General features: G+C 61.6%; 21 protein-coding genes. 9 read left to right on the forward strand and 12 right to left on the reverse strand.

The genetic code is table 11. The annotated features are described in order from the left end of the window. Positions 1-56: 56 nt before the first annotated feature. The 3 genes from recQ (at position 57) to JJN09_RS29080 (ending at position 4865) form a co-directional block, all read left to right on the forward strand. Complete coding sequence (recQ, locus tag JJN09_RS29070; RefSeq protein ID WP_249484864.1) at positions 57-2186, forward strand: DNA helicase RecQ; 2130 nt, start codon at positions 57-59, stop codon at positions 2184-2186. A gap of 314 nt (positions 2187-2500) precedes the next feature. After that, on the forward strand, positions 2501-2935 hold the full coding sequence (locus JJN09_RS29075) for a MarR family transcriptional regulator (protein WP_134785710.1): 435 nt from the start codon (positions 2501-2503) through the stop codon (positions 2933-2935). 127 nt (positions 2936-3062) lie between these two features. Further along, a complete protein-coding gene (locus JJN09_RS29080; protein ID WP_249484865.1) occupies positions 3063-4865 on the forward strand; it encodes a FimV/HubP family polar landmark protein in 1803 nt (600 codons plus the stop codon). A gap of 6 nt (positions 4866-4871) precedes the next feature. Here the strand turns inward: JJN09_RS29080 and JJN09_RS29085 are convergent, their stop codons facing one another. Next, positions 4872-7061, reverse strand: a complete 2190-nt coding sequence (locus tag JJN09_RS29085; RefSeq protein ID WP_249484866.1) for a patatin-like phospholipase family protein — start codon at positions 7059-7061, stop codon at positions 4872-4874. Positions 7062-7132: 71 nt separating this feature from the next. Between JJN09_RS29085 and JJN09_RS29090 the strand changes: the two genes are divergently transcribed. Beyond that, positions 7133-7420, forward strand: coding sequence for a SelT/SelW/SelH family protein (locus JJN09_RS29090; protein WP_249484867.1), 288 nt, complete (start codon positions 7133-7135; stop codon positions 7418-7420). Here JJN09_RS29090 and JJN09_RS29095 read toward each other — a convergent pair. Continuing rightward, positions 7414-8307: a DMT family transporter gene (locus tag JJN09_RS29095; protein ID WP_096822236.1), complete on the reverse strand. Its 894-nt coding sequence runs from the start codon at positions 8305-8307 to the stop codon at positions 7414-7416. The genes JJN09_RS29090 and JJN09_RS29095 overlap by 7 nt on opposite strands. A 72-nt stretch (positions 8308-8379) precedes the next feature. Next, positions 8380-9144 carry an AraC family transcriptional regulator gene (locus JJN09_RS29100; RefSeq protein WP_249484868.1) on the reverse strand — a complete coding sequence of 255 codons (765 nt, stop codon included), beginning with the start codon at positions 9142-9144 and terminating at the stop codon, positions 8380-8382. A 132-nt stretch (positions 9145-9276) separates the two neighbouring features. On the opposite strand from JJN09_RS29100, the gene JJN09_RS29105 reads away from it, so the two are divergent. Continuing rightward, on the forward strand, positions 9277-10092 hold the full coding sequence (locus JJN09_RS29105) for a UDP-2,3-diacylglucosamine diphosphatase (RefSeq protein ID WP_007958385.1): 816 nt from the start codon (positions 9277-9279) through the stop codon (positions 10090-10092). A 144-nt stretch (positions 10093-10236) separates the two neighbouring features. Here JJN09_RS29105 and JJN09_RS29110 read toward each other — a convergent pair whose 3' ends face one another. Next, on the reverse strand, positions 10237-10827 hold the full coding sequence (locus JJN09_RS29110; protein ID WP_249484869.1) for an HD domain-containing protein: 591 nt from the start codon (positions 10825-10827) through the stop codon (positions 10237-10239). 24 nt (positions 10828-10851) lie between these two features. Beyond that, positions 10852-11163, reverse strand: a complete 312-nt coding sequence (locus JJN09_RS29115) for a DUF962 domain-containing protein (protein WP_249484870.1) — start codon at positions 11161-11163, stop codon at positions 10852-10854. 167 nt (positions 11164-11330) lie between these two features. Here JJN09_RS29115 and JJN09_RS29120 point away from each other — a divergent pair, with 167 nt between their 5' ends. Next, complete coding sequence (locus JJN09_RS29120) at positions 11331-12392, forward strand: AraC family transcriptional regulator (protein WP_249484871.1); 1062 nt, start codon at positions 11331-11333, stop codon at positions 12390-12392. On the opposite strand, the gene JJN09_RS29125 is transcribed toward JJN09_RS29120, so the two are convergent. Beyond that, positions 12349-13803 carry a TrkH family potassium uptake protein gene (locus tag JJN09_RS29125; protein ID WP_249484872.1) on the reverse strand — a complete coding sequence of 485 codons (1455 nt, stop codon included), beginning with the start codon at positions 13801-13803 and terminating at the stop codon, positions 12349-12351. The two genes, JJN09_RS29120 and JJN09_RS29125, sit on opposite strands and share 44 nt — an antisense overlap. 121 nt (positions 13804-13924) lie before the next feature. Between JJN09_RS29125 and JJN09_RS29130 the strand changes: the two genes are divergently transcribed. Then, positions 13925-14491, forward strand: coding sequence for a nitroreductase family protein (locus tag JJN09_RS29130; protein WP_249484873.1), 567 nt, complete (start codon positions 13925-13927; stop codon positions 14489-14491). A 300-nt stretch (positions 14492-14791) separates the two neighbouring features. On the opposite strand, the gene JJN09_RS29135 is transcribed toward JJN09_RS29130, so the two are convergent. The 6 genes from JJN09_RS29135 to JJN09_RS29160 all read right to left on the reverse strand — a co-directional run bounded on the left by JJN09_RS29135 (position 14792) and on the right by JJN09_RS29160 (position 19007). After that, on the reverse strand, positions 14792-16132 hold the full coding sequence (locus tag JJN09_RS29135) for a HAMP domain-containing sensor histidine kinase (protein WP_249484874.1): 1341 nt from the start codon (positions 16130-16132) through the stop codon (positions 14792-14794). Positions 16133-16300: 168 nt separating this feature from the next. Then, the gene (locus tag JJN09_RS29140; RefSeq protein ID WP_249484875.1) at positions 16301-16750 is read right to left on the reverse strand and encodes an LTXXQ domain protein; all 450 of its coding nucleotides are present in this window, start codon (positions 16748-16750) and stop codon (positions 16301-16303) included. 142 nt (positions 16751-16892) lie between these two features. Continuing rightward, positions 16893-17570 carry a response regulator transcription factor gene (locus JJN09_RS29145; protein WP_096822228.1) on the reverse strand — a complete coding sequence of 226 codons (678 nt, stop codon included), beginning with the start codon at positions 17568-17570 and terminating at the stop codon, positions 16893-16895. A gap of 7 nt (positions 17571-17577) precedes the next feature. Further along, positions 17578-17988: a translation initiation factor 2 gene (locus tag JJN09_RS29150; protein ID WP_096822227.1), complete on the reverse strand. Its 411-nt coding sequence runs from the start codon at positions 17986-17988 to the stop codon at positions 17578-17580. Positions 17989-18109: 121 nt separating this feature from the next. Then, the gene (locus JJN09_RS29155) at positions 18110-18409 is read right to left on the reverse strand and encodes a YciI family protein (RefSeq protein ID WP_096822226.1); all 300 of its coding nucleotides are present in this window, start codon (positions 18407-18409) and stop codon (positions 18110-18112) included. Position 18410: 1 nt separating this feature from the next. Then, on the reverse strand, positions 18411-19007 hold the full coding sequence (locus JJN09_RS29160; protein WP_249484876.1) for a septation protein A: 597 nt from the start codon (positions 19005-19007) through the stop codon (positions 18411-18413). Between the two features lie 87 nt (positions 19008-19094). Here JJN09_RS29160 and JJN09_RS29165 point away from each other — a divergent pair, with 87 nt between their 5' ends. Both JJN09_RS29165 and JJN09_RS29170 read left to right on the forward strand, forming a co-directional pair. Next, a complete protein-coding gene (locus JJN09_RS29165; protein WP_096822224.1) occupies positions 19095-19958 on the forward strand; it encodes a PHP domain-containing protein in 864 nt (287 codons plus the stop codon). 13 nt (positions 19959-19971) lie between these two features. After that, positions 19972-20601 carry an L-threonylcarbamoyladenylate synthase gene (locus JJN09_RS29170; RefSeq protein WP_249484877.1) on the forward strand — a complete coding sequence of 210 codons (630 nt, stop codon included), beginning with the start codon at positions 19972-19974 and terminating at the stop codon, positions 20599-20601. The last annotated feature ends 24 nt before the right edge of the window (positions 20602-20625 follow it).

Raw genomic sequence — 20625 nt, forward strand, 5'->3', positions numbered from 1 at the left:
TCGGCTGTCTTGAACCAGCCTCTGCAGGGATGTTTCGGTGGATTTTTGGAGTTTTTATGCTCGAACAGGCTCAACGCGTCCTCAAGGACATCTTCGGCTACGACAGTTTCCGTGGCCGTCAGGGTGCAATCATTGAGCGCGTGGCCAGTGGCGGCGATGCCCTTGTGCTGATGCCGACCGGCGGCGGCAAATCCCTGTGCTTTCAGGTGCCGGCGCTGCTGCGCGACGGCCTGGCGGTGGTGGTGTCGCCGCTGATCGCGCTGATGGACGATCAGGTCGCCACCCTCGAAGAGCTGGGCGTGGCCGCTGCCGCGTTGAACTCCACGTTGAGCGCCGAGCAGCAGCGAGACCTCGCCAACCGGATCAAGCGCGGCGAAGTGAAAATGCTCTATCTGGCGCCGGAGCGTCTGGTACAGCCGCGGATGCTGTCATTTCTGCAAGGCTTGAACATCGCTCTGTTCGCCATCGACGAAGCGCATTGCGTATCGCAATGGGGCCACGACTTCCGTCCGGAATACCTTCAACTGGGCCAGTTGGCGGAAATGTTCCCCGACGTACCGCGCATTGCCCTGACCGCCACCGCCGACAAGCGTACCCGCGAAGAAATCGTCACTCGCCTGCATTTGCAGAACGCCGAGCGTTTCCTGTCGAGCTTCGACCGGCCGAACATCTTCTATCGCATCGTGCCCAAGGAGCAGCCACGCAAGCAGTTGCTGGCGTTCCTCGCCGAGCGGCGCAGTGACGCCGGCATCGTCTATTGCCTGTCGCGCAAGAAGGTTGAAGAAGTCGCGGCGTTCCTCAGCGAGCAGGGCTTCCCGGCGCTGCCGTACCACGCCGGTTTGCCCAACGAATTGCGTGCTTTCAATCAGAAGCGCTTTCTGAACGAGGAAGGCCTGATCATGGTCGCCACCGTGGCGTTCGGCATGGGCATCGACAAGCCCAACGTGCGCTTTGTCGCTCACCTCGACCTGCCGAAATCCCTTGAAGCGTATTACCAGGAAACCGGACGTGGTGGCCGTGACGGTCTGCCGGCGGACGCGTGGATGGCCTACGGTCTGCAAGACGTGGTGATGCTCAAGCAGATGCTGCAGAACTCCGAAGGCGACGAGCGCCACAAGCGTCTGGAGCAACACAAGCTCGACGCGATGCTCTCGCTCTGCGAAGAAACGCGCTGCCGCCGTCAGGCGCTGCTGGCGTATTTCGACGAAGACATGCCCGAGCCGTGCGGGCACTGTGACAACTGCACCGACGGCGTGCAGACCTGGGACGCCACCGAGCCTGCACGTCAGGCGCTGTCGGCGATCTATCGCACCGGCCAGCGTTACGGCGTCGGCCATCTGGTGGACGTGCTGCTGGGCAAAGACAACGAAAAGGTCCGCAGCTTCGGCCATCAGCATCTGTCGGTATATGGCGTCGGCAAGGCGCTGGGGGAGAGCGAATGGCGCTCGCTGTTCCGCCAGTTGGTTGCTCGCGGTCTGGCGGATGTCGATCACGAAGGCTACGGCGGGTTGCGTCTGAGCGACACTTGCCGGCCGCTGCTCAAGGGTGAAGTGAGCCTGGAGCTGCGCCGCGACCTCAAGCCGCAAGTCACCGCCAAGAGCGGCAGCAAGAGCCCGGCCAGTCAATTGGTGCGCGGCGAAGAACGCGAACAGTGGGAAGCCCTGCGCGCTCTGCGGCGAAAACTGGCGGAAGAACACGGCGTGCCACCGTATGTCATCTTCCCCGATTCGACCCTGCTGGAAATGCTCCGCAGCCAGCCGACCTCGCTGGCGGAAATGGCCCAGGTCAGCGGCGTCGGCGCACGCAAGCTGGAGCGCTACGGCGAGGCCTTCCTCGAAGTGCTCGGTGGCGAGGCCGAGACACCGAAAGTGGTGGCCGACGTGCGTCACGAACTGATCACCCTGGCCCGTGCCGGGATGACGCCGCTGCAAATATCCGGGCAGTTGCAGTGCTCGGAAAAGAACGTCTACACCATGCTCGCCGAAGCCATCGGCAAACAGCAATTGTCGCTGGAGCAGGCGCTGGACTTACCGGAAGACCTGATGGGCGAAGTCCAGGATGCGTTCCTCGACGGTGAGGGCGAGTTGCCATCGGTCGCCGAAGTGGCCGAGCTGTTTGCCGGTCGTGTACCGGAAGGCGTGCTGTATTGCGTAAGGGCTGCGCTGCAATCTGAATTCGAGATGTAATTCGGCCTTTCCCCTCACCCCAGCCCTCTCCCCCAGGAGAGGGCGCCGACCGAGTTGTCTAGCGCTATACATCGACCTGAAATACCGGGTCGATTGTGGATTCAGATCAGAGCATTCAGGTCGGTGTATTTCTTGAATATTCCCGAATCGGTTCCCTCTCACTCCGGGCGCTCCGACGTTTCGGGAGGGTTGGGTGAGGGATCTTCTGATGTAACGATTCAGTACAAGTCCCCCCTTGCCTATAGCCAAATGTCATGCTTAGCTGACTAATAATTAGTTTTTCTCTATTTCTTCAGTCTAACCATGAGTGTTTTATGCCGTTAACCGATCAACACCGCTTTGGCATGCAACTGGCCCAGATGTCCCGTGGCTGGCGTGCCGAACTGGATCGCCGGCTGGCCGGTCTGGGCTTGTCCCAGGCGCGCTGGCTGGTGCTGCTGCATCTGGCGCGTTTCGAAGACGCCCCGACCCAACGGGAGCTGGCGCAAAGCGTCGGCGTCGAAGGGCCGACTCTTGCGCGTTTGCTCGACAGCCTGGAAGGCCAGGGCCTGGTGCAACGCCAGTCCGTGATGGAAGACCGCCGGGCGAAAAAAATCGTGCTGTGCGCACCGGCCCTGCCGCTGATCGAACAGATCGAAACCATCGCCACGCAACTGCGTCACGAGTTGTTCGAAGGCGTCGACGAGGCGGATTTGAAGGTGTGCATGCGGGTTCACGGGCACATTCTGGCCAATCTGGAAAAATCTTGAGGCATAACCCCGTGCCGTTTTTTTGAGAGATCGCGCTGGGCAGACTATAAGAACTACTGGGCAATATCGTGTTCGTACCGGATGTGCGAACCCATAGAAGTCGGTTTTGCTTATTTAAGGGATGCTCATGCTCGACAGTCGGCACGTGGTACTGCGTTGCGCCAACTCACTGCTGGTGGCCGGTGTTCTCACTTGGTCCACGGCGTCACTGGCGCTGGGGCTCGGTGACATCACCGTGCACTCGGCCCTCAATCAGCCGCTCAAGGCCGACATCGCACTGGTGGATGTCGCCGGGCTCAGCGAAAGCGAGCTCTCGGTCCGTCTGGCCACGGCGGAAGAATTCGGCCGTGCCGGGGTCGAGCGGGTGTTCTTCCTCAACGACCTCAAGTTCACCCCGATCCTGCGCGGCAATCGCAATATGATCCGGGTGACCTCGACCAAACCGGTCAACGAACCCTTCCTGAATTTTCTTGTGCAGCTCAATCAGCCGAACGGCCACTTGCTGCGCGAGTACACGGTGCTGATCGACCCTCCAGGTTCGCCGGACATTGTGCCGGCCACCGACGAGCCTGATGTCCGCGCGCAATCATCGGAATTTCCAACGCCTGAGGCACCGGCTGCCAGCACCCAAAACAAGCCTGCTGCACCGCCCGCAGCGCCAGTGCCGCAAACGGCTGCGACCAACGACGCGCAAGCCGAGCAGTTGGCCGCCAGCGTGTTGCAGAACCAGCAACTGCAGAAAACCATCGATGAGCTGAACGTTAAGCTGCAAGCGCAGGAGGTCCAGATCGCCGATGGCAAGAAACAGCTGGGTGATTTGCAGGCGCGTCTCGCAGAAATGCAACAGGCGCCGCCGGCTCCGGTAGTCCCAGTAGCTCCGGTACCGGTCCCGGCTCCGATCGCTGCACCGGTCGAGTCGCAGGAAGACTCCTTCAGTTGGCCGCTGCTTGGCGGTTTGCTGGTGTTGTTGGGCCTGTTGGGGGCGGTGTTTTATGTACGCCGCCGACGCCAGTCTGAAGCGAGTCTTGCAGGGCCTGCGGTGGTAGCACCCCAGCGAAGCGAGCCCGCGCTCAATGAATCCGAAGTTGTTCGTCCGAATGCGGTTCAGGAGGCCGTCGAGCACCGTGACGAACAAGCCGCGGGCGATGTGCTGGAGGCGGTCGGCATTTACCTGGCCTATGGACGGCTCGGCGAAGCGCTCGGTCTGCTGCGCGACGCCTTGCAAAAGGAACCGGAGCGCATCGATCTGGGTGTGCAAATGCTCGAGGTGCTGGGTCGACAAGGCGATCTGCCGGCCTATGACGAACAGGAAAGCCACTTGCGCCAGCTCGGTGTCGAAGAACAGCGGTTGCGCGACGTCCGCGCTCGATATCCGAAACTGGCCAGAACTGAACCTCTGGCCGCGGTGGCTCCGGCCATTGCCGCACTGCCCGTTGAACAAGCCACCCCCACAACACCGTTGGCCGAGGATGATTTCGAGCTGAACCTGGAGCAACTGTCGATGGATTCCAGTTGGGATCTGGAAGACAGTCGCCCGGCAACGGACACACCTTTGTCGGCTCCATCAGCACTCGGCTCCAGCCTGCAAGTGCTGCCACAGGATTTCGAGTTGCCGCAAACTGCCAACGATGATGCTACGACGGAACTGGAATGGATCGCCGAGCCGGAGATGCAGCCGATAGACGATGACTTCCTCAACGAATTTGGCGATCCCGGTCAGTCGTTGAAACTGGAACCGCTGGACCTGCAATTACCGGAAATCGAGTCGGGCCCGACCGAGGCGGCCAACGCCGGAAAACTCGAACAGGCCCAGACCTGCATCGACGATGGCGACCTCGACAGTGCGATCGCCTTGCTCAATGAGCTGCTGAAAGAGGGCGATGAGCCGCTCAGGCAAACCGCCCGAACCCTGTTGGCCGGGATTCGCTGATCCGGGTCAGAAGGTCTGCCCCAGGTTCAGATAAACCGCCTGTTCGTTGGCATCGTTCAGGCCATAGCTGAAATTCAGCGGCCCCAGCGGCGTATCAAAACCGATAAACACGCTGGCCGCATTGATGTAGCCGCTGTCGAATTCGTTGTCGTTGTTCCAGGCCCGGCCGCGTTCCAGCGAGCCGCCGGCATACAGTGGGAAATCCAGTGGCAGGTAAGCGCGGGGTGTCAGGCGGCGGTAAAACACCGCACGCATCAGGCTGACGTTCTGCCCGGAGATGGCATCTTCGCGGAAACCCGACAGCTGCCGGGCGCCGCCCAGCAGGAAGCTCGACGTCACCACATTGGCATCGTCCAGGGTGCGGCCGTAACGACCGCCCAGAATCAGCGTGTTCGGCCCGCTGCTCATGGCCTTGTCCAGTTTGAATTCCCACTGTCGATAGCGCGTGTCGGAACCCAGGCTCGGTTCGAATTGCATCAGGGTCAGGCTGACGTCCTTGCCGTCGTGGGGGAAGTACACGTTATCCAGTGAGTCGAACGAATATTTCAGTGCATAGAAGCCTTCGTTGAAGTGTTCGCTCGGCAGATTCTGGTCGCCGATCCGTACGTCAGCCTTGCCCCAGGCCTCGCCGACACCGAAGCGGATTTCGCCGTTGTTGCCGATCTGGCGGCCGACATTGAGGCCGAAGCCGTAGCGTTCGACGCGATACTGGGCGATCGGGTCGTTGTCGAGCACCGAGTCGACGTTCTGGGCTTCGAACGCCGCATACGGTGCGACGAAGTAGCGCGAACCGACGTCCAGTGGCTGATAGAACTCGGTATAGAGTTCCTGCTTGTCGCCGATCTGCGCTCGGGTCAGCCATTCGGCGCCGAGGCGGTTGATGCCGTTCATTCGGTAACTGGCGCCAAGGTTGAAGGCGCTGTCGCCGCGCATGTCGTCCGACAGGTTCAAGCCGACCCGCAAGTAATCGGTGCCGCTGCGCTTGCCCCGGGCGCTGATCACCAGCGTGTGTTCCTGGCCCTTGTGCACCACGCGGTACTGCACCTGTTCGAAGTAATCCAGGCCGTACAAGGTGCCCATGTCCGAGTGCAGGCGCCCGAGGTCCAGCGGCTCGCCGATGGGCTGGCGGATGTAGTAACGGATCACCTCGTCGCCGACTTTCGAGTCGTTCTCGACCCTGATCGCGGTGATGATCGGCGTGCGTTGGCCCGGTGCGCGGGCGGCGTTGAGCTCGGCGTCCTGAGACACTGCGGGTTTCAATCGCGCGAGGCGAGCGTCGAGGGCCTTGGCTGCTCGGTAGCCGGCATCGATCATTTCCTCGGCGCGACCGAAGTCGGTGGCGCCGAAACTGGCCAGCGGCGGCTGGATCAGTACGTCATTCGGGTGCAGCGCCGCCAGTTGCTCTTCGGAGTTGCGCCGGGTCATCAGGGTGATCGACTGGTTCAACACGTCGACCACGGTGGTCAGTTGCTTGCGGTTGCGCAGCGGGGTGCCGATGTCGACCACGATGGCCACGTCGACGCCCATTTCCCGGGCCACATCGAGGGGAATATTGTCGGTCATTCCACCGTCCACCAGCAGCCGGCCATCGAGTTCGACCGGGGCGAACACCGCCGGGATCGACATGCTGGCGCGAATCACCTGGGGCAGGTGGCCTTTGCGAAACACCACTTTTTCGCCGTTGGCGATGTCGGTGGCCACGGCGCGGAACGGGATCGGCAGCTTGTCGAAATCACGGGTGTCGCTGGTATGTGCCAAAAGACTTTCCAGTAGCAGCGACAGGTTCTGTCCCTGAATTACGCCCAGGGGCAGGCCGAGGCTGCCGTCGTCGCGAAAACTCAGTTTCTGCTTCACCAGAAAGTCGCGGTCATCCTGCTTGCGCCGAAACGGCACGTCTTCCCGGGGCGGGGCATCGGACAGGGCCTGCTGCCAGTCGATGCTCAGGGCGAGTTTTTCCAGTTCGTCGATTTTGTAGCCCGAGGCGTACAAGCCACCGACCACCGCGCCCATGCTGGTGCCGGCAATCGCGTCGATCTTGATGCCTTGCTTTTCCAGCGCCTTGAGTACGCCGATGTGCGCCAGACCACGGGCTGCACCACCAGACAGCACCAGGCCGACTTTCGGTCGCGGCGCTTCACTGGCATGAACGAACAATGGAAGGAAACCAAGCAATAGACAGATCAGCAGACGACGCATTGTGAGTCTCGGGGCAAGCGTTAAAGCCGGCTATTATAGCGGCGCCCTCTGGCTCAGGAGTTTCAACGATCATGACCGCCACAAAACCGGAAATCGTCATCACCTATTGCACGCAATGCCAGTGGCTGTTGCGCGCAGCGTGGCTGGCGCAGGAGTTGCTCAGTACTTTTGGCGACGACCTTGGCAAAGTGTCACTGGTGCCGGGCACCGGCGGGATTTTTCACATCAGTTGCAACGATGTGCAGATCTGGGAGCGCAAGGCCGACGGTGGTTTCCCCGAAGCCAAGGTGCTCAAGCAGCGTGTACGTGACCAGATCGACCCTGAGCGCGACCTCGGTCACAACGACCGCACTCAGTGAGACGCCGCCTCGGCCTCCACCGTTTTTTTGCTGGCGCTGCCTGACATCTGGCTCGACACCACAATGGCGACGATGATCAGCGCGCCGCCGAGCAGCATCCGCAGGGTCGGGTTTTCATCGAACAGCAGCCACGCAACGGTAATGCCGTAAACCGGCTCCATGGCGAACACCACCGCCGCGGTCCGCGCCTTGATCACCGCGAGACTGGCGACGAACAGGCTGTGGGCGACGCCGGTGCAGAACACGCCGAGCAGGGCGATCCACAACCAGTCGATGGCGCGCACTTCGCTCAGTTGCGGCGCTGCCACCGGTAGCAGACACAACGCCACCACCACGTTCTGACACAACGCCGCCTGCACCGCCGGGATACGCCCGGAACTGGCACGGTTGGTCAGCGACAGCAGGGAAAACAGCAGGCCGGAGAGGATAGCCCAGAGCAGTCCGGTGGTAGCGCCGCTGGCCAGGTCGAACGCCGGGGTCACCAGCACCAGACCGACACTGACCAGCGCCACCAGAATGATTTCGTTGGCGCGGATGCGTTCGCGGAAGATCAGCCCTTCGAGGATCACCGTGAAGGCCGGGAAACTGGCGAAACCGAGGGTGGCCACAGCGACACCGGCCACCTTCACGGCAATGAAGAAACTTACCCAGTGACCGGCCAGCAGCACGCCGCTTAAGGCCAGTCGTCGCCAGTCCACGGCTTGCAGTTTCTGCCAGCCGTGCTGGCTGGCGAAACGGGCGAAGAATGCCAGTGCAAGAACGGCGAAGGCGGCCCGTCCAAAGACGATGACTGCCGGCGTTGCGGCGGCGAGTTTGCCGAAGACGCCGGTCAGGCCGAACATCAATGCGCCGATATGCAGGGCGCCGAGGGCGGTACGGGGAGTCATTGCAGTCCTTTTTTCAAACACCATTTCAGGCACACATTGAAGCCTGTAGCGGCCGAAAAGTCTGTCGGCAGACTATCGACTTTTGTCGTCAGCCTCGCGTCGCAATTGTGTAGGAGAGGTGCCGAACTCACGCAGGACGGCGGCCGAAAAAGCACTTTGCGACCCGTAGCCGATGCGGCTGGCCACCTCGCCGATGGGGAGCGTGGTTTCCCGCAACAGCGTGACGGCCTTATGCAGTCGTCGACTGCGAATGTAATCCATGGGTGTCTGCCCGCATTCGGCGACGAACCGCGCATGCAATCGGGCGCTGGATAGTCCGGCGATGCGCGCCAGATCTGCGACTTGCAGCGGATAGGCCGCGTACTGCTCGATGTGCGCATCGAGTGCCGCATAGGGCAGGCGACGTGCGCAGAGCTCGGCTGGCTTCGCGTGGTTCAGGCTCGCCAGTAACAGCACCGCGCCCTGTTGCGCAATCAACGGATCGTCCACCGGACTGTTCGCCAGCCAATTGACCAGTTGACCTTGCCCGGCATCCAGCGACAGGCGCGCGGAGTGATCGAGCAGACGACGGCTGGCCTCAGCGTGATCGCCCAGCGAGCGCATCAGCCATTGCTCGTCCGGCACATCCAGTACCAGACAACGGCTGCCCTTGGGGCTGCCGCACGCGTGATGCGCGCCAGAGGGAATCACCACGAAGCTCTGCTGCAATACCTGACTGCCGTGCCCTTCGACTTCGAAATCCAGCGCGCCCGACAGGCCGAACACCAGTTGCGCGTGGTCGTGACTGTGGATGATCAGGTCGTGGGTGTAATGGCGCAGGGTCAGGATCGGTGGCATGGCGGTCTCCGGGCGAGCCGCCAGTCTACACCGGCGCAGGGGCGACGCGTTTGTCACACGACTGACGCACACCTGTCATGGTCGATTAACCGGGCGCGCGCACAGTGGCGAAAACATCGCAGAGGGTTGCCCATGACCAGCGCCGAGCTCGCCAGACCCAGCCGTAAACAAAGGGTTCGCACCTTGTGGATCTCCGACGTGCACCTGGGCACGCGGGATTGCCAGGCCGAGCATCTGTCGCAATTTCTCAAGGGCTATCACGCCGACAAGATTTATCTGGTTGGCGACATCATCGACGGCTGGAAACTGCGCGGCGGCATGTACTGGCCCCAGGCGCACACCAACGTGATCCGCCGCTTGCTGACCATGAGCAAGCGCGGCACTGAAGTGATCTACGTCACCGGCAATCATGACGAATTCCTGCGCCGTTATTCGAAGCTGATCCTGGGCAACATCCAGTTGGTCGACGAAGCAGTGCACGTCACGGCCGATGGCCGGCATCTGTTGGTGATCCACGGTGACCAGTTCGACGTGATCACCCGTTATCACCGTTGGCTGGCCTTTCTCGGCGACTCGGCCTACGAATTCACCCTGACCCTCAACCGCTGGCTCAATCACTGGCGGGCGAAATACGGTTACGGCTATTGGTCGCTGTCGGCCTATCTCAAGCACAAGGTGAAGACAGCGGTGAGCTTCATCAGCGACTTCGAAGAAGCCATCGCCCACGAATGTGTGAAGCGCGAGTTGCACGGGGTGGTCTGCGGGCACATTCACCACGCCGAGATCCGCAAGGTCGGCGAGGTGGATTACCTCAACTGCGGCGACTGGGTGGAGTCGTGCACGGCACTGATCGAGCACTGGGACGGCACGATCGAACTGTATCGCCTGGCGGATGCGCAGGCGCGAGAAGCAGAACTGAAAGCGGCCAAGGTTGCCGAGCTGGCTTAGAAAAGATGTGTGTCGGTTTGTTGGCCTCATCGCGGGCAAGCCCGCTCCCACAGATTTTTGGGGTGTACACAAAGGCCACTTACACCTTCGATCACTGTGGGAGCGGGCTTGCCCGCGATGAGGTCGGTACAGCCGACATCACATTCAGGCGGGGCTGTGTTCTTCCATCGCCGCTTTGTAGATGGAGTTCTTCGGCCGGGCGAACAGTCGTTCCATCATCGGTCCGAAGAAGCTCAGCGGCAGGGTGTCGTAGTCCGGGTCGAACGCCGCCGCATCGTATTTCGCGCAGAACTCCGCGGTCGCCTGATACTGCGGATGACCGCTGAACTGCTCGCGCAGGTGCCGATCCATGCCCAGGTGATGGAAGAAGTAGTACCCCTGGAAGATCCCGTGCTTTTCCACCATCCACAGGTTCTCGGCGCTGACAAACGGCTTGAGAATCGCGGCGGCGATGTCCGGGTGATTGTAGGAGCCAAGGGTGTCGCCGATGTCGTGGAGCAGGGCGCAGACCACGTATTCCTCGTCGCGCCCGTCGCGATGGGCGCGGGTGGCGGTTTGCAGCGAGTGGGTCAGGCGATCCACCGGGAACCCGCCGAAATCACCTTCGAGCAATTTCAGGTGCGCCATGATCCGGCCCGGCAATTGACGGGCGTAGGCGCTGAAATCCGCCGCGATGATCGCCCAGTCTTCCTGCGTGCCGTCCTTCATATGGGTGAAACGGGCATTGGCATTCATCGGCAATCCTCTTGGTCAGGGGTTCTAGAACGCCACGCGGCCCAGGATCATGTCGCGGTACATGATGAAATCCCCCAACAGGCTGTAGAGCGGATGCTGGAAAGTCGCCGGCCGGTTCTTCTCGAAAAAGAAGTGGCCGACCCAGGCGAAGCTATAACCGGCCAGCGGCAGGGCCAGCAACAGCAGCCAGGCGCCCTTGGCGATGGTCATCGCGAGAATGAAGATCACCAGCGTCGTCCCGATGAAGTGCAGGCGACGACAGGTGCTGTTGCTGTGTTCGCTGAGGTAATACGGATAGAACTCGGCGAAGCTGTTGAATTGCTTGATGGTTTCCACGACCGCGATCTCTGTGGTTATTGTTCTGATTGCAAGTTGTTCGGCGGGTAGCTTATTTGAGTCTAGAGTGATCATTGGCGTCGGCCAGTGACAATCGGCGCCACTTTACTATCCTTGGGAAATTGGCCGTAGTATGCGGCTCACCATGTCATCCAAGAAAAAACGCCATGAGCGAACGAACGACATCTGCAAGCTGGGCGATGGGGATTGTCAAAGCACTGGAAATGGACGGCCTGGATTGCCGGGTTCTGTTCAAACAGCTGGGGCTCGACTACGCGGCGCTGGAGGATCCGGATGCACGCTTCCCACAGGACTCCATGACCCGACTCTGGCAACGGGCGGTCGAACTGTCCGGCAATCCCGCCATAGGTCTGAACATGGGCAAGGTGGTGCGACCGGCTTCGTTCCACGTCGCAGGCTACGCGCTGATGTCCAGTAACACCCTGGCCGAAGGTTTTCAGCGACTGGTGCGTTATCAGCGGATCATTGCCGAAAGTGCCGACTTGAGTTTTCGCCTGCTCGACGAAGGTTATGCGCTGATTCTGACGGTGCACGGCGATCATTTGCCGCCGACCCGGCAGAGTGCCGAAGCCTCGCTGGCCTGCGCGCTGGCGCTGTGCGGCTGGCTGACCGGGCGCACGCTGCACCCGCGCAAAGTGCTGGTGCAGGGCGACGAACCCGCTGATCTTCAACCCTACAAACAAGCCTTCCATGCACCGCTGGTGTTCAACGCGCCGTATGACGCGCTGATCTTCGAACGCGCCGACATGGAAGCGCCGCTGCCCACCGCCAACGAAGCGATGGCGCTGCTGCACGACCGGTTTGCCGGGGAATATCTGGCGCGGTTTTCCGAAAGTCGTGTGACCCACAAGGCGCGTCAGGTGTTGTGCCGCTTGCTGCCGCAGGGCGAGCCCAAGCGCGATACGGTGGCGCAGACGCTGCACTTGTCGCAGCGCACCTTGCAACGCCGTTTGCAGGAGGAGGGCACCAGTTTTCAGCAGTTGCTCGATGACACCCGCCGAGAACTCGCCGAGCAATACCTGGCGCAGCCGAGCATGACCTTGCTGGAGATTGCCTATCTGCTGGGGTTTGCCGATCCGAGCAATTTCTTCCGTGCCTTCCGCCGCTGGTTCGACACCACGCCCGGCGATTACCGGGCGCGGTTGCTGGAGGCGCCAAACGCGATCAGTGACGCCAGAACGCCGGAATACACAGCACAAACACCGTAATGATCTCCAGTCGGCCGAGCAGCATGCCGAACGACAGAATCCACTTGGCCGCATCCGGCAGGCTGGCGAAGTTGCCGGCCGGGCCGATGGTTTCGCCCAGCCCCGGGCCGACGCCGGACACGGTGCTGGCGGCGCCGGTCAGCGCTGTCATCCAGTCCACGCCCAGCAGCGACAGCAACAGGGCGATCACGCAGATGGTGATCGCGAAGAAGAACGAGAACGTCAGGATCGACCGGACGATTTCTTCGTCGAGGCGATGACCGTTGTACTTCTGCTTGATCACCGCGCGCGGGTGAATCAACTGGTTAAGGTTGGCCTTGAGCAAAATGTAGGCGACCTGGAAACGGAAGATCTTGATCCCGCCCGCCGTCGAGCCGGAACAGCCGCCGACGAAGCCCAGATAGAAGAACAGCATCAGCGAGAAATTGCCCCACAGGCTGTAGTCGCCCAACGCAAATCCGGTGGTGGTGACCACCGACGTCACGTTCAGCGCCACATGGCGAAGGGCGTCCAGCCAATGCAGGTTGGTGGTCCACCAGTACCAGGTGCCGAGCACCAGCCAGGTCACCAACAACATGCCGAGCAAGCCCTGTACCTGTTGATCCTTGATCAGCGCCCGGCGGTTGCCGCGCAGCGTCGCCACGTACAGGGTGAACGGCAGGCTGCCGAGGATCATCACCACCACCGCCACCCAGTGCACCGCCGGTTGGGTCCACTTGGCCAGGGATTGGTCGGAGGTCGAGAAACCGCCGGTGGAGATCGCCGACATCGCGTGGTTGATCGCATCGAACGGGCTCATGCCCGCCCACCAGAACGCCAGGCTGCCGAGAATGGTGATGCCCACGTACGCCGCCACGATCAACCGCGCCACCATGTGCGAGCGGGGCATGACCTTTTCCGAGCGGTCCGAGGATTCGGTCTGGAACAGGCGCATGCCGCCGATCCGCAGCAGCGGTAGAATCGCCACCGCCATGCCGATGAAGCCGATACCGCCGAGCCAGTGCAGCAGCGAACGCCACATCAGGATACCCGGGGACATGGTGTCCAGCCCGCTGAGTACGGTCGAACCGGTGGCGGTGATGCCGGACATGCTTTCGAAGAACGAGTCTGTGTAACTGATGTGCTGGGTCAGCAAAAACGGCAGCGCGGCGAAAATGCACACCACCAGCCAACTGGTGACGGTCAGCAGGTACATGTCGCGGGGACGCAGGTGAATGTGTTCCGGGCGTCCGGGAATCACCAGCGCCAGGCCGGCGACGAAGGTGATCATGCTCGCCCAGAGGAACGACGGCAGATCGCCGGTGCGCTCGAAAATCACCAGGGTGGCCATAGGCACGACCATGGCGATGGCCAGGGTGATCAGGAAGATGCCGATGATGAAACCAATGATCCGTAAGGTCGGCAACGCCATGAAGTCCGCTCGGGCTGATGTGGGAAAGGCGCCATTCTACCTGCGGGGCAAGGCATGTAAACCGACGCGGCCGGATCACTTGCAGCTAGAATAGCCGGACATTTTTTTCAGGAGGTGGCCGATGCAGGCTCTCGACGCTTTGCTCAACCGTGTTTCCGTTCCACGACTGATCGATCCGGCCCCCACCGCCGAACAGCGCGAAGTGCTGTTCGCCGCCGCGACCCGTGCACCGGATCACGGCCATTTGCAGCCGTATCGCTTCCTGACCGTCGAAGGCGCGGCGCGTGAGCAGATGGGCGAGTTGCTGGCGCAAGCTGCGCAAATGCAGGAAGGCGAAGTCACCGAAGCGATGATCGACAAGGCGCGCAACGGTCCGCTGCGGGCGCCGTTGGTGGTCGTGGTCATCGCCAAGTTGCAGGATCACGTCAAATACCCGAAGGCCGAGCAATTGCTGGCCGCAGGCTGTGCGGCTCACGGGATTCTGCTGGCGGCTTACGCGCAGGGGATTGGCGCGGTGTGGCGTACGGGTGATCTGGCGTACTCGAAACATGTCGCCGAGGGTTTGGGGCTGACGGATGATGAAGAGGTGATTGCGTTTCTGTACCTTGGGACGCCGCAGAAGGAGCCGCGGGTGGCGGAGAAGGTTGATTTGGCGGAGTTTGTCAGTGCCTGGCCCGCAAAGGCTTAAAAGCGTTAAAAGCGCCCTCACCCTAACCCTCCCGAAACGTCGGACCGCCCGGAGGGAGAGGGGACTGACCGGGGGATGCTTCAGAGGTCCACCGACCTGAAAGAACTTGGCTGAATCCAGAATTCACTCGGCTCAAGTGCTTTGGCGGAATCCGAATTGACTTGGTTCAGGTGCTTTGGCCTCGGCTCAGGTGCTTTTGCAAAACCATAGTCGACTCGGTCATTCAGGTCGATGTATGACGTAAGACACCTCGGTCGGCTCCCTCGCCCCTCTGGGGAGAGGGCTGGGGAGAGGGGGGGGTCAGGGCTGCACCACAATCCCAGGCTCCAACGGCAACTCAAGACTCGCCACAAACCCACCCTGCGGATGATTCGCCAGCACCAGCGTCCCGCCATGTCGCTCCGCAGCCCGCCGGGCAATTGCCAATCCCAGGCCATGCCCAGCCGCAGTCTGCCCCGGCGCCCGATAAAACGGCTCACCCAACTGGCTCAAATGCTCCGCCTGCACCCCCGGCCCATGGTCGCGCACGCTGACCACGATCCGCTCGCCCTGACGTGAAGCCTGCATTTCAATCGACTGCCCCACCGGGTTGAAGCGCTGGGCATTGCGCAGCAGGTTGTCCACGGCGCGCTCGATCATGGTTGGCCATCCGGTCATTTTGAGCTGCGGCTCGGCTTCCAGGCGCACGGTCTGCTCGGGCGAGCCGAGTTGCGCGTCCTTTTGCAGAGTACCCAGCAGGGCATTCAAGTCCACGGCTTCGGCGCTGGCGTTGTCGGCATCGACCCGTGCCAGCACCAGAATTTCGCTGATCAGCGCTTCCAGCCGATCGCACTCGCGGGTCAGGCGTGGCCAGAGTTTTTCCCGTTCTTCCGGGCTCGCCCGTTCGGCCAATGCCAGCGCGATGCGTAGCCGTGCCAGCGGTGAACGCAACTCGTGGGACACGTCGCGCAGCAACTGGCGCTGACTGCCAATCAGGCTTTGCAGGCGTGCGCCCATGCGGTTGAAGTCGTTGGCCAGTACGCCGAACTCATCGCGGCGGTTGGCGAGTTTCGCCAGGCTGTTCTGCTGGTAGGTGGTCTGCCCCAGATCGTGCACCGCGCCGCGCAAACGGCTGAGCGGGCGGGTGATGGAGAAGGTCACCAGCAGGCTGAACAGGGTCAGCACCACCAATGCGATCCCCAGGGCGCTCAATGGCCAGAGCAGGCTTTCGCGGTGCCAGGCGTCGAGTTCCGGGTGCGGAATGCGGTAGATGAAGAGGTAGGTGTCGCCGCTTTTTTCGCTGGTGAATTCATCGGTCAGACGTCGCCATGGCAGGCGTCGGTCGTCGTTGTTCTGCCGTGCTTCGAAGGCGGCCGCGCGACGGGGGAAGGTGCCGCGCACCACCGGGTCGCCGCTCTCGTTCAGCACTTGCACGTCGATGTGGTATTGGCGTTTGCGTTGTTCGAGGATGTCCTGGGCAGCGTCTTCGCCCTGGGCTTCGTAGGTCTGCGTCCAGTCGGCGGCCAGGGTGTTGAGGCCCGGATGGCGGCTGAGGATCCACGCGTCCTGGTTGAGCATGTGCCCCAGCAGAATGGAAAGCCCTGCAACCAGAGCGATGGCCAGCCAGAAGCTTGCGAGAATACGCCAGAACAATGAACGCACAATGATTCCTCAGAACAATCGCAAATCCCTGTGGGAGCGAGCTTGCTCGCGATAGCGCAGTGTCAGACAGATCAGTCTTGTCTGATACACCGCTATCGCGAGCAAGCTCGCTCCCACATTGGATTGGGTAAAAAAAGACCCGACGGCGTGAACCGTCGGGTCATTACATTATTGCGCCTTTTGCGGCTGTTGCGCTTTCCAGGCCTTGAATTCAGCCCATTCGGCGCGACGCTCGGCCTGTTTCTTCTGGATTTCGTCGAATTTCTTCTGTTGATCCGGTTTCAGCGCGGCGCGGACATCGGATTCGGCTTTCTTGTGGTTGGCCGCCATCTCGTCCTTCATGGCTTTCTGGTCGGCTGGCGAGAGTTTCTCCAGGTATTTCTCGACCGTCTGCTTACGCTCGTGCATCTGCTCGCCCATGATCTTGCGGATCTGCTCGCGCTGTTCGCGGGACAGGTCCAGCTGGCTGTACGGGCCTTTGCCGTGCATGCCGTGCATCTGACCGCCGTGGCGCCAGCCACCGTCCGGCCCACCCATCGGGCCACCATCCTGCGGCACGGCCATGGCGACGGTTGGCAGAGCGGCAGCGAACATCAGAGCGATAAGAGTCTTGCGCATGGTGTATCTCCTTGTCTCGTTCCCGGTACGTTCCGGATGAGTTCAGATTACGGAGATCAAGGTCAGCGGCGGTCAGCGCTGCGTAAAGCTTGGGTAAAGACGCTTTGTCATCAAACTGACAAAGCGTCCGCTTGCGAGGGATTCAGAGGCTGTAATAGTAGCCACGGCTGCGCAGGGCGACGATGCGCGGGCGGCCGTCGGCGTGGGGGCCGATCTTCTTGCGCAGGTTGCTGACGTGCATGTCCAGGCTGCGGTCGTACAGGGTCAGCTTGCGGCCGAGGGCGATCTGCGCCAGTTCCTGTTTGTCCAGCGGCTCGCCCGGCTGCTTGAGCAGGGCTTCGAGCAGGCGGCTTTCGGAAACGGTGAGGGTGAATTCCTTTTCGTCGATACTGACCACGCCACGTACCGGGCTGAAACTCAAATCACCCAACTCAAGTTGGGTCGAGACGGCGGCCGGGTGACTGCGGCGCAAAACGGCGCGCAGGCGCGCGGTGAGCTCACGCGGGTCGCACGGTTTGGCCAGATAATCGTCGGCGCCCAGTTCCAGGCCGAGGATGCGATCCAGCGGCTCGCCGCGTGCAGAGAGCATCAGCACCGGCAGGTCGGGGTGGTCGTTGCGCAGTTGCTTGAGCAGTTCCAGACCGCTGCCATCAGGCAGCATCACGTCGAGCACTACGGCGGCGGGTGCGGTTTCGGCCAATGCCTTGCGGGCGCTCTGGCCGTCGTGGCAAGCACGGACCTGAAAGCCTTCCTGGCTCAGCCAACTGCTCAGGAGCTCACACAGCTCCTCGTCATCATCAATCAGTAACAGCTCGCTCATGACTCACTCAATTTAGCCATTGTCGACGTTTTCGACTTGCACCACTGGCAAAGATACCGCAGAGCAGGGCCAATAGCGCTACCCCGGCACCGGTGACGAACCATTGCTGCTGTTCGGTCAGCAGGCGCGGCAGCGGGCTGGCCTGGGCTTCCTTGAGTTGCAGCTTCAGGCGCTGGTTCTCTTGGCGCAACCGGGCAAGCTGGGCGCTTTCGCGGGTGTTGTCGGCATCTTGCAGTTGTTTGCTCAGTTCTTCCCGCTGCTGCTCGCTGGCCTTCAGGCGCTGCTGCAACTCGGTGATCTGGCTGCCGGCGCTCAACGAAAGCGGCGTGGAGTTGCCGCTTTCGGTGGTTTCTACACCATGGGCGGGCGCCACGATCGACAACGTGACCAACATCAGACACAACGGACCCTTGCGCATCGCGACTCCTGTTACCAAATGGATATTGGGCAGGTTGTCGGCCGGCAAACGAGAATAATGAGCGATTGAGAACGCGATGAACCGACAAGGTTCATCGCGTGGGGACACGGGCGGGGGAAAGTTACGGCAGGACTTGCTTGAACGGCTTCACGACAACATTGGCGTAGACGCCGGCGGCGATATACGGATCGGCATCGGCCCAGGCTTGCGCAGCGCTCAGGGAGTCGAATTCGGCGACGATCAGGCTGCCGGTGAAACCCGCAGCGCCCGGATCATTGCTGTCGACGGCCGGGTGCGGGCCGGCCAGGACGATGCGGCCTTCGCCCTTGAGCACTTGCAGGCGTTCAAGGTGGGCCGGGCGGGCGGCGAGGCGCGCGTCCAGGGAGTTGGCGACGTCGGTGGCAATGATTGCGTAGAGCATGTCAGTCCTCGGTTTTTGGTGTTGTGGTATCGGCGTCGTGCAGGTGACGGGACAGGTAGATGCCCTGAGCGACCAGGAACAGCACGGTCAAGCCCAGGCTGCCGAACACCTTGAAGTCCACCCAGAAGTCCTGGAAGGTGAACGCGACGAACAGGTTGGCGGCGCCGCAGAACAGGAAGAAGCCGATCCAGGCGATGTTCAGGCGCGTCCAGACCGGGTCCGGCAATGTCAGCGCGTGGCCCATGATGCGTTTGATCAGCAGGCGGTCACCGATGAAGTGGCTACCGATGAAGGCCAGGGCGAACATCCAGTTGACCACCGGGGCTTTCCATTTCAGGAAGGTCTCGCTGTGGAAGGCCAGGGTCAGGCTGCCGAACACGAGGCAGGCAATCAGGGTCAGCCACTGGCTCTTTTCCAGCTTGCGCTGCTTGATGAAGAGCGCGCCATAGACCACCAGGGAGCTGATGATCAGCACGGCGGTGGCGCTGTAAATGCCGCCAACCGTCAACTCATGACCGGCGACGTCGACGGTGCGTGGATCGAGTTTGTAGACGATGAAGAACAGCAGAAGCGGGATGAAATCGATGAATTGTTTCACAGTGAGAGCCAGAAGCTGGATGTGGCGGCATAATAACAAACATATGGGCGCGCGATAGCGCCAGCTGATTTGAGGTTACACATCCCCGTGAATGTTGATTTGCACTGCCACAGCACGGCCTCCGATGGCGCCCTGGCGCCTGCGGCACTGGTTGCGCGTGCGTTCGAGAACGGCGTGCGAGTCCTGGCCCTGACCGATCACGATACCCTTGAAGGCCTGGCTGAAGCGCGTATCGCGGCCACCGAACTGGGGATGCAACTGGTCAACGGCGTCGAACTGTCCTGCACCTGGGGCGGCGCGACCATTCATGTGCTGGGCTACGGTTTCGACGTCAATGCCGCACCGTTGGTCGAGGCGATTGCCAAGCTGCACGATGGCCGCTGGCTACGGTCTGAAGAAATAAGCCGCAAGCTCGCCCTCAAGGGCATGCCGAATGCGCTCGACGGCGCGCGGCAGATCCAGCAGGAACTGGGCGACAGCGGCAACGCGCCGGCCCGTCCGCATTTCGCCGACTGGATGGTGCGTGAAGGTTTTGTAAAGGATCGCGCCGAGGCATTCCGCAAATGGCTCGGCGCCGGCAAGCTGGGGGACGTCAAGCAACACTGGCCGACCCTCGAAGACACCGTCGGCACGCTGCGCGCCGCCGGGGCGTGGGTCAGTCTGGCGCATCCCTGGCACTACGATTTCACGCGCAGCAAGCGCCGAAAGCTGATTGCCGACTATATTCAAGCGGGCGGGCATGCGATCGAAGTGGTCAACGGTCATCAGCCTGCGGAACAGGTGGGCAGCCTCGCAATCCTTGCCCGTGAATTCGGTCTGCTGGTCAGCGCCGGCAGTGATTTCCATGGCCCTGGTGGCTGGTCCGAGATCGGCCAGTACCGGCCGGTGCCGGAGGACCTTCCACCCCTGTGGTGTCGGTTCAAACATGACACAGTTATTGCCGCCGTCTGAACAGGTAGAGAATGTGAGTCAATTTTTCCAGATCCATCCGGAAAACCCGCAAGCGCGCCTGATCAAACAGGCCGTGGAGATCATCCGCAAGGGCGGGGTGGTGATTTATCCCACGGACTCTTCCTACGCCATCGGTTGCCAGATGGGCGACAAGACGGCTGTGGAGCGCGTTCGCCGCTTGCGTCAGCTCGACGATAAGCACAACTTCGCGCTGATTTGCAGTGACCTGTCGCAGTTAGGCTTGTTCGCCAAGATCGACACCGGCACCTTCCGGATTCTGAAAGCGCATTTGCCGGGGCCTTACACCTTCATTCTCAACGCCACCCGCGAAGTGCCACGGCTGTTGCTGCATCCGAAGAAACGCACCATCGGCCTTCGCGTGCCGAGTCATCCGATTGCTTTGGCGCTGCTCGCCGAGCTGGGCGAGCCGCTGATGAGCGTGACCCTGATCATGCCTGGCGATGAAGACCCGCTGAGCGATCCGTACGAAATGCGCCAGTTGCTCGAGCATCAAGTGGACCTGATCATCGACGGCGGTTTCGGCGGCATCAAGGCCTCCACCGTTATCGACCTGACGGGCGATGATCCGGAAGTGGTCCGCGTCGGTTGCGGCGATCCGGCTCCGTTCATGGTCGAGGCCTGAATGTCAGCAGTGGAAACCGTTGAT

Source organism: Pseudomonas sp. HS6, assembly GCF_023375815.1.
In the GTDB taxonomy this organism is placed as follows: domain Bacteria; phylum Pseudomonadota; class Gammaproteobacteria; order Pseudomonadales; family Pseudomonadaceae; genus Aquipseudomonas.